Source organism: Providencia sp. PROV261 (assembly GCF_028477945.1).
GTDB classification, from domain to species: domain Bacteria; phylum Pseudomonadota; class Gammaproteobacteria; order Enterobacterales; family Enterobacteriaceae; genus Providencia; species Providencia stuartii.
Map to the genome: position 1 here is coordinate 236,959 of NZ_JAMPMC010000003.1, position 13,588 is coordinate 250,546.

The window sequence follows — 13,588 nt, forward strand, 5'->3', positions numbered from 1 at the left end:
AATAGCTCAACACAACCAAAAAGTAGGTTTAGATTGCTCTATCGCTATCCACACCATATCGGTCAATAGCTTTAGAGATTCTAATCTCATAATAAGTAATAGGAGAGTGGTATGCTGCCTGTCGGTTTACCAATCTAAAGAGTACGACTCTCCTATCTAATAACGTAAAAAAGCCAGAGCAACAAGACTCTGGCTTCCTATATGAAATACTATCGATTACTTCTGGCGACGAGCAATCACCGCATCAGACAATTGGCGCAATACTTTTTCTGTATCATCCCATCCGATACATGCGTCAGTGACACTTTTCCCATAAACCAGAGGCTCACCTGACTCTAGGCTTTGATTGCCTTCAACAAGGTGGCTTTCGATCATGACACCTGTAATAGAGCGATCACCTTGGCGTAATTGCTCACTGACGTCATCAGCAACTATCATTTGTTTTTCAAATTTCTTGTTACTGTTTGCGTGGCTAAAGTCAATCATAATGCTGGGGGTTAGACCTGCATTCACTAGCCCTTCGCGCACCGCCTTAACGTGTTCCGCACTGTAGTTTGGCTCTTTACCACCACGTAAAATAATGTGGCAATCTGGGTTCCCGCTAGTATTGACGATTGCAGAATGCCCCCATTTGGTGACCGATAAGAAACAATGCGGTGAACGTGCTGAATTAATCGCATCAATAGCGATCTTAATCGTGCCATCTGTTCCATTTTTAAAGCCAACTGGGCAAGAGAGACCAGAAGCCAATTCACGATGTACTTGCGATTCTGTTGTGCGTGCACCAATCGCCCCCCAGCTCATTAGGTCAGCGACATATTGAGGGCTGATCATATCGAGAAATTCACCTGCGGTCGGCAGGCCTTGGTCATTAATTTTCACCAATAGTTCACGGGCAATACGTAGCCCTTCATTGATATTAAAGCTATTGTCCATATTAGGGTCATTAATTAGCCCTTTCCAACCTACTGTGGTACGCGGTTTTTCAAAATACACACGCATCACAATTTCTAGCGAATCTTTGAGTTCTTCTCGTAACTTATTAAGGCGCTCGGCATATTCCAGAGCAGCTTTAGTATCATGAATAGAGCAAGGACCAATCACAACCACAAGGCGATCATCTTCGCCTGACAGTATATTATGGATGGCGAGACGTGCTTCATGAACGGTAAACGCCGCTTTGTCCGTCGCTGGAAACTTCTCCAACAACGCAATTGGTGGCAATAATTCTTTTATTTGTTTAATTCTGACGTCATCGTTCTGATAATTCATACCCGTTAATCCAATGTTTATTTTTTTATATAGATGATTTACATACCCTATGGATTCCAATAGCAGGCCGATGGTAAACACTTACTTTTAAGCGAAGAGAGATTCTCTTACCACTCACAATGCTGCAACTTGAAAGACGACAGGTATCGAAATTTTAATCTAACCGTTCAGCCGCCTTCTGTAAACAGGCAAGCTTAGTATGAAATAGTTAGTTTTAAGCTTTCAGATTATAAAATGAGGCTAAAGGCGATTAAACAGCACAATAGCCCCATATTTAGGGGGAATTTTAGAGTAAAAAACAATAAAAACGGCAAAACATCGATAATGTTACTTTAGCCGTTTTATTGTTAATTTTCGTCACCGTGGTTTATGAGAGGGGCACAGAGCCGTTTTGTTTTGCCGATTTCACCCAAAGCCTTGAACCATTCAGCGCGATACCCAGCAAAATGAGGTACTCTAATGACATCGCATATACCCCTTGCTTATAGAATACGATAATACTAATTACGTTGATGATCACCCATAAAAGCCAATTTTCAACGTACTTACGCGTCATCAGGATCATTGCAACCACAGATAATACTGTCATGGTCGAATCCCAGAATGGAAATGCATCGGGTTCTAACACAGGCATTGTTAGGTTAGCGCCAAACAGATTCAAAATGTTAATTGCCCATTCCGCCAATACCCCAAAGACCCAATCAATATTGTATGTTAGGTAAATGATCACAAATAAAGAGATGATCACTGTTATCGTCGCCTTAGGCAGGCTTAACCAACGAATTTTCAGTTCCGTTTGTTGCTGGTTATCCACTCGGCTCCACGCATACCAACCATAAATATTGGCGATAAAGAAAAATACCTGTAAAAGTAAATTAGCATACAGTTGGATTTGAAAAAAAATCACCCCAAACAGCGTCACATTGATTAAACCAAACAAGTAATTAATGGTTTTTTCAAGACTAGCTAGCAAAATACATAACAAACCAGCCACTGTTCCTACTGCTTCGATGTATGACAATTCATACACACTATCCCATAGAGGAATATTCACTAATACATTACTTGTGCTAAAGAAATCCATCCCAAAATCCTTCTCTCAACCCTATGTCATGCCACATTATGATTCCGCGTGGCCTCGATATAAACAATAGTGCTCTTTTATTTTAGACTCTCTGCAAAATCTAGCATTCTATTTAAAGGTAACATCGCTTTTTGACGTAGCGCTTCGCTCACATAAATTTGATGTTGCTCCCCGTGACTCTCTAAGGCTTGTGCTATTGCTTTTAAACCATTCATCGCCATCCAAGGGCAATGGGCACAAGTACGGCATGTCGCACCTTCCCCCGCGGTCGGCGCGATATACAAAGACTTATCAGGGCACGCTTGCTGCATTTTATAAAAAATGCCTTTATCGGTCGCGACTATCATTGATGGATGAGGCAACGTTTGCGCCGCTTTGATTAATTGGCTTGTCGAGCCGACAGCATCAGCAAGCTCGACAACAGCTTGAGGAGACTCAGGGTGAACCAGCACCGCCGCTTCTGGATACAGCGCTTTCATTTTGCTCAGAGACTGGGTTTTAAATTCATCATGAACAATACAAGCGCCCTGCCAACACAAAATATCAGCCCCTGTTTGTTGTTGAACATAACGGCCAAGATGGCGGTCAGGCGCCCAAATAATTTTCTCGCCTAGGCTATCAAGATGCTCGATTAATTCTACCGCAATACTGGATGTCACCACCCAATCTGCTCGTGCTTTCACCGCCGCAGAAGTATTCGCATAAACCACCACTGTACGATCAGGGTGCTGATCGCAAAAACGCGCAAAATCCGCCTCTGGGCAGCCTAAATCAAGTGAACATTCGGCATCTAATGTTGGCATTAAAACGGTTTTTTCAGGGCTTAAGATTTTTGCGGTTTCCCCCATAAAACGTACCCCCGCGACTAGCAGGGTTGATGCACTATGACGGGCGCCAAAACGAGCCATTTCCAGAGAGTCAGCAACACATCCACCTGTTTCCTCAGCCAATGCTTGGATTTCAGGATCGGTATAATAATGTGCAACTATCACCGCATTTTTTTCCAGCAATAACGCTTTGATGCGCTCACGATAAAATGCTTTCTCTTCTGAGATTAGCAATGCAGGTCTAGCAGGGAACGGATAAACCGACTGGTTAAAATCAATAAACTCGCTCATCTTGTGCCTCTGTTTAGCATAATGCAATTTTACATCTAAAATTGCCTATAAAATGGGTCGAAAACCACATTTTTGTTTTATATACTAAACAAGATACCCCAATTCATTGAGGAAGTCTTCTCGATTTTTGGTGATGATGGCGTGATTTCTCACTATTTCACTAAATAATCATGATAATTATCGAGTTTTTTAGCATTTTAGTCATTTTACAGGTATCTTAGCCACATCAATAAATTCGATGGGTTAGCTATGGAATCACCTGCATCTTTAATCAATAAAATTATTTCCGTTTCTTTGCTCGATCCTAGAATTGATGCCGTCATTTTGACTGGCTCAAGAGGTAGAGAACAACAAATTGATCATTATTCAGACATTGATATTGAATTAGTCGGTTCAGGTGTAACAGCACTTTTTCATGACCAACAATGGATACATCAATTTGGTCAGCCTCTAGTGGCTCTACATCTTACAAATGGTGGTGAAAATGAGCCTGAATGCCCGACTTGTTTAGCGATTTACGAGCAAGGAAGAAAAGTTGATTTTACCTTTGCTGAGCCAAGTCGATTGCAAAAGATGAAGCAATATGGGCTTGATAATACTTATGCCCGTGGCTACACCATTTTACTCGATAAAAGCGGTATCACGGATAACCTTCCCGACAGTGATCAGGTACAACTTCCGCCTAAGCAACTCAGTCAAAACAAATTCACGTTTATTGTGAACGAATTTTGGTATGAATCACATCAAGTTGCGATCGCCCTTTCGCGTAATGAACTCTGGAGCGCTTGGTCAAGAGACGTTGATATGAAAAATGCCCTACTGACGATGTTAGAGTGCTATGTCTCAAACAAAAGTAAAGGGCAGCAAGATGTTTGGTATCACGGCAGAGCATATCAACAATGGATGCCAGAGCACATTATCCAAGCAATGGAAACCTTGTTTGATTACCGTAATGCGCAACAAGCTGCATACAGCTTACATCTGTTGATGAAATGCTTTGATGAAATCACGGTGGAAGTCGCCCAGCAGCTCAATTATACCATCGACCACACTCTTGGCCAGCGCATGCAAACACTGGTAGTTGGCATGTTGCAAGATAACAGTTTATTGCCTGAAGGGATCTGACGCGATTTTACCATATAAAACACAATAAAAAACCGCCCCTCTCGTTGTTGCTGATGGGGCGGTATCGTTTTTAAGTAAAGCTATTTTTTCAGTTTAGCAAATTCGTCTTTGGCTTTTTGTAACTGTTTTTGGAATTCAGGGTTGGAGTGTAAAGTTGCTACCGCACCCGATGCAACGATACGAGCTGCATCAACATCACTTTGCCAATGGTAACCACAGATGACTCGGCTTTGGCCAAGTTCATAACCACGTTTTAAAATTTTATCTTGGTTTTCTGGGTTAATTTCTGACAATACGAGTGCAGATGCCCAGCCAATTGCGGTGTGTCCGGAAGGATAAGAGCCATTCTTAGATAATTTGTCCTGATCTTTCGTGTTACAGGTAGCAACACCGTAGAACGCAAATGGACGAATGCGCATGTATTTCTCTTTGGCTGAGCGAGTTGCTAAATCCCCCGCATCTTCAATCATATTCGTCAGCAATTTATGAATTTCAGGCGCATCCTTTTCGGTAATGGGATAACCAAAAGCTTCAGAAAATGCGTTCGCAACACCGCCCGCAGCCAGATCAGCATCCTTAGCGGCTTGTTCTCCACGCTCAGTATTTCGCAATAAACGGCCTTTTTCATACATCGCTTGGTCGTTTAAAAATAAGATACTGCCCACTTCAGGTGGTGGCGGCAATAACGCTAAACTATCAATAGCCTGTGAGTTTTTTAAATAATAAAGATCGGGTTTAGTTGTCACATCATTGCCGGGAGGGATCGCCGCAAATACACTGGTTGAAACAAAAGCCCCTGCGCAGAATACTGCTAATAGTTTTTTCATCCGCTAGTCCTTTCCTAGTCTTTGCCATAGATAAAATAATTTATATTTTACAAGGTGATCAGTTATTGATGTTTTATTTAGACTAGTCCAAGTAGGTCAGTAATACCTTGCGTAAGTTCTCAAAAAAAGAAGTCAATACCCACACAATAACTCAGGCTGAATGGTTTTTGCTCAAGAGTTAGGTGATGATAGCCACAAGATCGCGACTAAATATCGACTTACTCATACGAAGAGGTTTGAAAATCGGCGTCTACACGTGTCCATTCCCAATGCCGCCCCTTACCCTAATACTGGTATAATTAATCGATTAGGAGAGGATACAGGCGCATTTCTGGAAATCATCGACACATACGAGCCATTGTGGCCAATATAGCGCTATTTTGCTTGATGGGCTTTTAGATTGAATAACACTATTTAACTACGCTAGAAAATGGAAGGATTTGAAGATAATGGCATTTCTATAGATGGTGGGTCGTGCAGGATTCGAACCTGCGACCAATTGATTAAAAGTCAACTGCTCTACCGACTGAGCTAACGACCCATCTAATATGACTGGATTTTGTTATCTTAAGATGGTGGGTCGTGCAGGATTCGAACCTGCGACCAATTGATTAAAAGTCAACTGCTCTACCGACTGAGCTAACGACCCATCTGATATAACTGATTTTTTTATTTTAAGATGGCGGTCGTGCAGGGTGACTCATTGTGTTTGAGGCCTAATACGAACAAGCGTTCAATGAGCTCTTGTTCTACCGACTAAATTAACTCACACATCTTAAAGCACATAACGAAATAGAGGCTGTTAATGGTGGGTCGTGCAGGATTCGAACCTGCGACCAATTGATTAAAAGTCAACTGCTCTACCGACTGAGCTAACGACCCATTAAACTTAACAACTTATTCTTGCGTCAACGGCGGCTTATATTACTCATTTCTGACGATGGTGCAATGATTTTTTTGAAAAAAACGATTGAATGCACACTTATCATACGGTTAACCCCGAAATATTCGGTAATTACTTCTTCGGGGTTAATCATTAAAGTGAGCTAAGCTTTTTCTCTGCAAGTTTAGCACCAGCGCTATTCGGATACTGTTTCAGCACCTGTTGATAAACCGCTTTTGCTTTATCCTTCTGCCCTTTGTCTTGCATGATCAGGCCGACTTTATACAGGGCCTCACTGCTTTTTTGGGATTTAGGATATTCTTTCACAACAGTTGCAAAGTAGAATGCCGCATCATCTTTGCTACCTTTATTATAGTTAAGTTGCCCTAACCAATAGTTAGCATTAGATTGATAGCTGGATTTGGGATAGCTTTTAATAAAGCTTTGTAATGCACCGATGGCCTCATCGATTTGCGCTTTAGATTTGCTTTTCATCGCAAGCGCAACTGCAGCATTATAATCTTCCTTTTCGCCACCACCAGAAGCTTCTGGTGCAGGTGCTGAAGTGGAGGAGTCCGCTGCTGCCGATGAATTTGATGATTCTGTAGTACCGCCACTCACCTGACCTAATTGCATATACAAATCTTTTTGGCGCTCAACAATTTGATTCAGTTTATATTGATTTTCCTGAATCTGACCACGCAATGTATCGATATCGCGTTGGTTGTCAGCAATCTGTTGCTGGATTTGATATAAGATCTGGCCTTGAGAGTTAACTGCCGTCTCAAGCTGAGTAAGACGATCACCGGATGAACCGGATCCGACATTAATGATTGGCGCTTGGGCAATAGCGGCCCAAGGGGCCGCTACGCCAACCAATAACGACAGACCTACAAATAAATGTCTGAAGTTACTGTTCATAAGAGATAATTTCGCTTATCGATTAGTATGCAATAACTGCACGACGGTTTTTAGCGTAATCAGCTTCTGTGTGACCTAACACAGCTGGTTTTTCTTTACCGTAAGAAACCAGAGAAACTTGATCACCCGCTACACCTTTGCTTTGCAGGTACATTTTAACTGCATTAGCACGACGTTCACCCAGTGCGATGTTGTACTCAGGAGTACCACGCTCATCCGCATGACCTTCAACAACAACTTTAACAGATGGGTTGTTACGTAGGAAAGCTGCATGAGCATCTAACATATCAGCGTATTCTGGAGATACGTTGTATTTATCGAAACCGAAGTAAACGATATTGTTATTTTGCAGTTCTTGCATTTGCTGACGTGCCAGCTCTTCCGCAGACAGACCGCTGTTAGTTTGGTTCATTGAAGAATCCGCGCCATTTTGGTCATTGTTTTTGTTAGAGCTACAAGCTGCGACAGCCATGATTGGTAATGCGATCATCAGCCCTTTAAGCACTTTATTCAGTTGCATCGTTTTGATCCTTAATAGTTTGCCACACATTATTATTATGCATCACAGATACGGCGACCAAGCAGGAGATTTAACCTGTCCATCGGTTGCCGGAAGACGCGCTTTGAAACGCCCGTCGGTCGAAACTAGCTGCAATATAGTCCCCAAGCCTTGAGAGGAGCTATAAATAACCATAGTGCCGTTAGGTGCGATACTCGGCGTTTCATCTAGAAACGTTTTCGTTAAATATTCAACGTTACCCGTCGCCAGATCCTGTTTGGCGATATGCTGCTGACCACCGCCGGAGCTGACCATTACAATGAAAGATCCATCCGGGCTAACATCAGCGTCCTGATTTTGTGTACCTTCCCAGGTCACACGTTCAGGGCTACCGCCATTAATATTAATCTTGTAAATTTGCGGACGACCCGCTTGGTCAGATGTATAGACCAATGTTTGACTATCTGGCATCCAGCTTGGCTCTGTATTATTACTACGACCATCAGTCACTTGACGAATTTGGCCGCTCGCTAAATCCATAATATAAAGATTTAAGCTACCTGTTTTTGACAAAGCAAAAGCCAGTTTAGTCCCATCTGGAGAAAACGCTGGAGCACCATTATGACGAGGGAATGATGCAACCTGACGAACGGCGCCAGTCGATAGCGTCTGAATCACCAGTGCTGAACTGCCACTTTCAAACGTCACATACGCCAAACGCTCACCATCAGGTGACCAAGCTGGCGACATCAAAGGTTCCGGAGAACGATGAACCGTAAATTGGTTATAGCCATCGTAATCAGAAACACGTAATTCATAAGGGTATTGACCCCCTTTATTAGTCACAACATAGGCGATACGTGTACGGAATGCACCACGAATACCAGTCAGCTTTTCAAAAACTTCATCGCTTGCGGTATGGGCGGCATAACGTAACCACTCTTTAGTGACCTTATACTGGTTTTGAGATAAGACCGTGCCTGGGCTACCAGCAACATCAACTAATTGGTAGCTAACCACATAGCTGCCATCAGCCGCGGGTTGGATTTGACCGACAACAACGGCATTAATCCCCAATGCTGTCCAAGCCTCAGGAACTACTTCAGAAGCGGTCGCAGGTTGTTGAGGCATACGACTAGGCTCAATAGGGTTAAATTTGCCACTATTGCGTAAATCAGCACCAACAATTTGCCCGATTTCTTGTGGAGGTGTACCTGAGCCAGACCATTTAAAAGGAACAACCCCTATTGGCTGAGCACTATTAACACCTTCCGTGATCTCAATACGGATTTCAGCCTGAGCAACTGTTGCCCATAACATGAGGAACCCGAGAACTACTTTAAAAGCCTGCTTCATCCTTATCTCCCTTACTGTGGTATTCACTGCCACAATAATTCGCTGAATTTTAACAAAGGTATACTAACAAAACTAGATATTGTAAGAACTATTTATGCTATAGCAGACATAAATTCAATACAGACAGCTCCGACTTATCTTATTTTGGGCTAAATACAACTGTACTTCCTTGTTTTTTAAATGCTTCATACACATCCGCCGGTGGGCGTGGTAACGTTGCAAGGTTTGCAGCTCTGATTGCTGCACTACACAATGCTGGGTCATTAGAAGCATTATTTTTAGGGGTAATACTTACTAATAAGCCATCAGGTGCAATTTGTAACTTAAGTTCACACGTACGTCCACGGTAAGTATCTGAATCATAAAACTTACTCTGAATCGCGGCTTTTATTTTACTTGCATAATTTTCAACGTCTGCATTGGATGCCCCAGAACGTTTACCGCCACCTTGGCCTGCGGAAGCCGCTCCACCTTCACGACTTGGCCCTGTAGAGGTCAAATCACCGAGTAGATTATCAATCTCAGCGGAATTTTTTGCAGCCTCTGCTTTCTCTTTAGCTGCTTTGGCTTTTGCTTCCTTATCGGCTTTGGCCTTAGCTTCTTTAGCTGCTTTAGCTTTCGCTTCTTTCTCCGCTTTCTCTTTCGCCTCTTTTTCCGCTTTAGCTTTCGCTTCTTTCTCCGCTTTCGCCTTAGCATCAGCCGCTGCTTTCGCTTTTATCGCTTCAGCTTCTTTTTTCGCTTCAGCCTCTGCTTTTTCCTTCGCGGCAGCTTGTTCTTTAATCAAGCGTTCTTTTTCTGCTTTGGCTTTTGCCGCCGCTTCTTCCGCTATTTTTTGCTCTTCCTTCGCTTTTCTTGCCGCTTCAGCTGCTTGTTTTTGTTGCTGCTCAACTTGTTTTTGCCGCTCCTGCGCTTCTCGTTCACTTTGAATACGCTCTTGCTCAAGCTGTTGCAGACGTTTTTGTTCCTGCTCTTGCTTTTCCCTTAGCTCAGCTTCTTGTTTACGCTCTTTCTCTTTACGCTCTTTAGCTGCTTGTTTAGCGCTATTTTCTTGTTGTTGCATTTGGTTATATTGCTGAACAACCGCGCCGGGATCGACCATCACCGCATCGATGACAGTCCCCTCCTCCCCTCCGCCGCCAAGTTTGACAACGGAAACTAAGGAACCAATTATAATTAGGCCTATCAATAAAACGTGCAACGCAAGCGACGTTAGAAGAGAAAGCCTTAAATTATCTTTTTTCTCTTTTGTCTTTCCCACAATTGGTTTCCAAAAAAAGAATCATTACTCACTCAATTACATGGGTTGAGTCATTAAACCGACCGATTTGATCCCAGCTTGATGCAAAATATTCAATGCCTTAATCACTTCATCATAGGGCACTTCTTTTGCACCACCGATAAGGAAAATCGCCTTTGGATTTTTATCTAGCTGAGCTTTCGCTTCAGCCGCAATCTGTTCTGGTGGTAGTAGCTCTAAGCGCTCACCATCAATTAACATATTGTATTGACCAACTCCCGCAACCTCTAAAATAATCGGTGGATTATCGCTTGATGATACGGTCTGGCTTTCAGCGGCATCCGGCAGATCAACCTCCACGCTTTGTGAAATAATCGGTGCTGTCGCCATAAAAATTAGCAACAGTACCAACAAAACATCCAGCAATGGAACAATGTTGATTTCGGATTTTAGCTCACGTCTGCGACTATTGCGCGCCATTCGCTTATCTCCCCGTATTATTTCTTATCAGCAGAGAATGCTTGGCGATGTAAGATAGCCAGAAACTCTTCCATAAAGTTATCGTAGCTCTGTTCTAGCTTATTGACTCGCTGATTTAATCGGTTATATGCCATTACCGCTGGGATTGCTGCAAATAAACCAATTGCTGTTGCAATCAACGCTTCAGCGATACCCGGCGCTACCATTTGTAGTGTTGCTTGTTTAACCGCACCTAATGCAATAAAGGCATGCATAATTCCCCATACCGTACCAAAAAGACCAATATAAGGGCTAATAGAACCAACCGTCCCTAAAAATGGGATGTGCGCTTCTACGGATTCAAGCTCACGGTTCATCGAAATGCGCATAGCACGAGATGCCCCGGTGACAACAGCATCCGGTGCATGAATATTCGCTTGGTGTAAACGAACAAACTCTTTGAAACCTGCATGGAAAATTTGTTCTGCTCCACTTAGCGAGTCACGGCGAGCCTGACTTTCTTTGTATAAGCGAGATAACTCAATACCAGACCAAAACTTATCTTCAAACGCTTCCGCTTCTCGAGCTGCCGCATTTAAAATTTTTGTTCTCTGAATAATGATGGCCCAAGAAGCAATAGAGAAACCAATCAAAACGAACATAATGATCTGAACCAATAGGCTCGCTTTTAGGAATAAATCCACGATATTCATGTCAGTCACTGTTTAAACTCCGCGACAATAGACTTAGGAAGCGCTGTCGGCTTCATTTTTGATGTGTCCACACAAGCAATCAGGGCCGTAGCCCCGCAAAGCAGGTTACCTTGTGAATCAATTAACCTTTGTTGAAAGGTTAAAGAGGCACGCTTCATCTCAATGATTTGTGTCTCAATTTCCAATAAATCGTCCAGCCGAGCCGCTCTGACAAAGTCCGTTGTCATACTCCTGACAACAAACCCGATATTCTCAGCCAGTAAACTTTGTTGATTGATACCTTTATCCCGTAGCATCTCGGTCCTAGCCCGTTCAAAAAAAGCGAAATAACGTGCATGATAAACCACACCGCCCGCATCCGTATCTTCATAATAGACGCGAACAGGCCAACGAAATAACATAACAATCACTCCATCCTAGGTTAAATTAATTAACGGTGCCACTATACTCAAGACGGTGGCGCTTTGGAATGACCTAGGGGTAAAGTTATCAAAAAAAAATTATGGATCCGCAGACCCATAATTGACAATTAGATTAGCTGAAGACTTTAACCAAGCCCCAGATAAGGATAATGATGGCAGGTAAAGGATGGAAAAGTAGTCGCCAAATCAATTTATTAGGTCGAAATCCGACACCAAAAATCATGCCACTACAGGTTGCCCAAATAAGTAATAACCCTTGCCAGATAAGAAATGAGCTGGTTTTAGCCGCAAATTGGGTTGGATCCCACATGACACTCCCAGCAATCCCTAACGCTAATATAAGGATAAGGATCCGTACCGGACCCTTATCCAATAGCTGATAGCTTTTATCCACCAGCATTATTTATTACTCGCCATCTTTAGCAGCAGCTTTATCTTCTGCATGCTCTAAAGCTAGAGCTGCAATCACTGCAAAACTACAAGCTAACAGCGTGCCAAGAATCCAGGCAAAATACCACATATGTTATGCTCCTTAATACAGTGAATGCTTGTTGCCTTCGATGAAGTTTTTGTCCAAACGGCCAAACATTTTGTAGTAACACCACGCAGTGTAAGCCAATACAATTGGAACAAAAATAATCGCAACAACCGTCATAACTTGCAGAGTAAACAGGCTAGATGTTGCATCCCACATGGTCAAACTTGCATTTGGCATGATGTTTGATGGCATGATGAATGGGAACATTGCAACACCACAAGTTAAAATGATACAAGCGATAGTGAGAGATGAACTCACAAACGCTAACGCATTTTTGTCTGCTTTACTAAACAGCATAGTCAACAGTGGCAATACCACACCTAGAGCAGGTAATGCCCACAGCACAGGATAGTTGTTGAAATTAGTCAACCACGCACCTGAAGCAACTTCGACAGTTTTGTTCAGTGGGTTAGATACGCTTAATGTATCGATAGTTGAAGTCACAACGTAGCCATCGATACCCATAACCAACCAAGCACCTGCACCTGCGAAAGCCAGCAGAGTTAATAATGCTGTTACATAAGTTGCTTTACGAACACGTAGGTGTAGTTCACCAGTCGTACGCATTTGTAAGTATGTTGCACCTTGAGTCACAATCATCATTAAGCTAACAACACCAGCTAACAGACCATATGGGTTCAGTAGGCCGAACAAGTTACCTGTATAAGTCAGATATTGTTGGCTATCGATTTGGAATGGAACACCTAAAAGCAGGTTACCAAACGCAACACCGATAACTAATGGTGGAACGAAACCACCGATAAATAGACCCCAGTCCCACATGTTGCGCCATTTTGGATTCTCCAACTTAGAACGGTAGTCAAAACCGACTGGGCGGAAGAACAGTGCTGCAAGCACTAAAATCATCGCGACATAGAAACCTGAGAATGCCGCAGCATACACTTGTGGCCATGCTGCAAACATCGCACCACCTGCGGTGATCAACCAAACTTGGTTACCATCCCAGTGCGGCGCAACTGAGTTAATCATGATACGGCGATCAGTATCTGTTTTACCTAGAATTGGTAATAAGAAGCCGACGCCCATGTCAAAGCCATCCGTGACAGCGAAGCCAATCAGCAGAACGCCGATTAGAATCCACCACACAAATCGAAGAACTTCATAATCAAACAT

General features: G+C 42.9%; 15 protein-coding genes and 3 tRNA genes. 1 reads left to right on the plus strand and 17 read right to left on the minus strand.

What is annotated here, in order from left to right:
• Positions 1-216 precede the first annotated feature (216 nt).
• The 3 genes from aroG to nadA form a co-directional block, all read right to left on the minus strand.
• Positions 217-1,272: a 3-deoxy-7-phosphoheptulonate synthase AroG gene (aroG, locus tag PR675_RS01555; protein WP_060560666.1), complete on the minus strand. Its 1,056-nt coding sequence runs from the start codon at positions 1,270-1,272 to the stop codon at positions 217-219.
• 367 nt (positions 1,273-1,639) lie between these two features.
• The gene (gene pnuC, locus PR675_RS01560; protein ID WP_004917797.1) at positions 1,640-2,356 is read right to left on the minus strand and encodes a nicotinamide riboside transporter PnuC; all 717 of its coding nucleotides are present in this window, start codon (positions 2,354-2,356) and stop codon (positions 1,640-1,642) included.
• A 77-nt stretch (positions 2,357-2,433) separates the two neighbouring features.
• On the minus strand, positions 2,434-3,474 hold the full coding sequence (gene nadA, locus PR675_RS01565) for a quinolinate synthase NadA (protein WP_272582654.1): 1,041 nt from the start codon (positions 3,472-3,474) through the stop codon (positions 2,434-2,436).
• A 249-nt stretch (positions 3,475-3,723) separates the two neighbouring features.
• Between nadA and PR675_RS01570 the strand changes: the two genes are divergently transcribed.
• Positions 3,724-4,599 carry an aminoglycoside 6-adenylyltransferase gene (locus PR675_RS01570; RefSeq protein ID WP_004917792.1) on the plus strand — a complete coding sequence of 292 codons (876 nt, stop codon included), beginning with the start codon at positions 3,724-3,726 and terminating at the stop codon, positions 4,597-4,599.
• A gap of 80 nt (positions 4,600-4,679) precedes the next feature.
• Here the strand turns inward: PR675_RS01570 and phoC are convergent, their stop codons facing one another.
• The 14 genes from phoC to cydB all read right to left on the minus strand — a co-directional run bounded on the left by phoC (position 4,680) and on the right by cydB (position 13,588).
• Positions 4,680-5,426, minus strand: a complete 747-nt coding sequence (phoC, locus tag PR675_RS01575) for an acid phosphatase PhoC (RefSeq protein ID WP_004917790.1) — start codon at positions 5,424-5,426, stop codon at positions 4,680-4,682.
• A gap of 465 nt (positions 5,427-5,891) precedes the next feature.
• Positions 5,892-5,967 (minus strand) — tRNA-Lys (locus PR675_RS01580).
• 32 nt (positions 5,968-5,999) lie between these two features.
• Positions 6,000-6,075, minus strand: a tRNA-Lys gene (locus tag PR675_RS01585).
• Positions 6,076-6,232: 157 nt separating this feature from the next.
• Positions 6,233-6,308, minus strand: a tRNA-Lys gene (locus tag PR675_RS01590).
• A 154-nt stretch (positions 6,309-6,462) separates the two neighbouring features.
• Positions 6,463-7,230 (minus strand): cell division protein CpoB, encoded by a 768-nt coding sequence (gene cpoB, locus PR675_RS01595; RefSeq protein ID WP_004917784.1) that lies wholly within the window; start codon positions 7,228-7,230, stop codon positions 6,463-6,465.
• Positions 7,231-7,252: 22 nt separating this feature from the next.
• A complete protein-coding gene (gene pal / locus PR675_RS01600) occupies positions 7,253-7,750 on the minus strand; it encodes a peptidoglycan-associated lipoprotein Pal (protein WP_014657760.1) in 498 nt (165 codons plus the stop codon).
• 42 nt (positions 7,751-7,792) lie between these two features.
• Complete coding sequence (tolB, locus tag PR675_RS01605) at positions 7,793-9,085, minus strand: Tol-Pal system beta propeller repeat protein TolB (RefSeq protein WP_036943517.1); 1,293 nt, start codon at positions 9,083-9,085, stop codon at positions 7,793-7,795.
• Positions 9,086-9,224: 139 nt separating this feature from the next.
• Complete coding sequence (gene tolA / locus PR675_RS01610) at positions 9,225-10,343, minus strand: cell envelope integrity protein TolA (protein WP_004917777.1); 1,119 nt, start codon at positions 10,341-10,343, stop codon at positions 9,225-9,227.
• Positions 10,344-10,379: 36 nt separating this feature from the next.
• Positions 10,380-10,802 carry a colicin uptake protein TolR gene (gene tolR, locus PR675_RS01615; RefSeq protein ID WP_004917775.1) on the minus strand — a complete coding sequence of 141 codons (423 nt, stop codon included), beginning with the start codon at positions 10,800-10,802 and terminating at the stop codon, positions 10,380-10,382.
• 17 nt (positions 10,803-10,819) lie between these two features.
• Complete coding sequence (tolQ, locus tag PR675_RS01620) at positions 10,820-11,503, minus strand: Tol-Pal system protein TolQ (protein WP_004917773.1); 684 nt, start codon at positions 11,501-11,503, stop codon at positions 10,820-10,822.
• Complete coding sequence (gene ybgC, locus PR675_RS01625) at positions 11,500-11,895, minus strand: tol-pal system-associated acyl-CoA thioesterase (RefSeq protein WP_442959610.1); 396 nt, start codon at positions 11,893-11,895, stop codon at positions 11,500-11,502. Before ybgC ends, tolQ begins: the two co-directional genes overlap by 4 nt.
• 133 nt (positions 11,896-12,028) lie before the next feature.
• The gene (ybgE, locus tag PR675_RS01630; protein ID WP_004917770.1) at positions 12,029-12,316 is read right to left on the minus strand and encodes a cyd operon protein YbgE; all 288 of its coding nucleotides are present in this window, start codon (positions 12,314-12,316) and stop codon (positions 12,029-12,031) included.
• A 6-nt stretch (positions 12,317-12,322) separates the two neighbouring features.
• Complete coding sequence (cydX, locus tag PR675_RS01635; RefSeq protein WP_008912071.1) at positions 12,323-12,436, minus strand: cytochrome bd-I oxidase subunit CydX; 114 nt, start codon at positions 12,434-12,436, stop codon at positions 12,323-12,325.
• Positions 12,437-12,448: 12 nt separating this feature from the next.
• Positions 12,449-13,588 carry a cytochrome d ubiquinol oxidase subunit II gene (gene cydB, locus PR675_RS01640; protein WP_004917768.1) on the minus strand — a complete coding sequence of 380 codons (1,140 nt, stop codon included), beginning with the start codon at positions 13,586-13,588 and terminating at the stop codon, positions 12,449-12,451.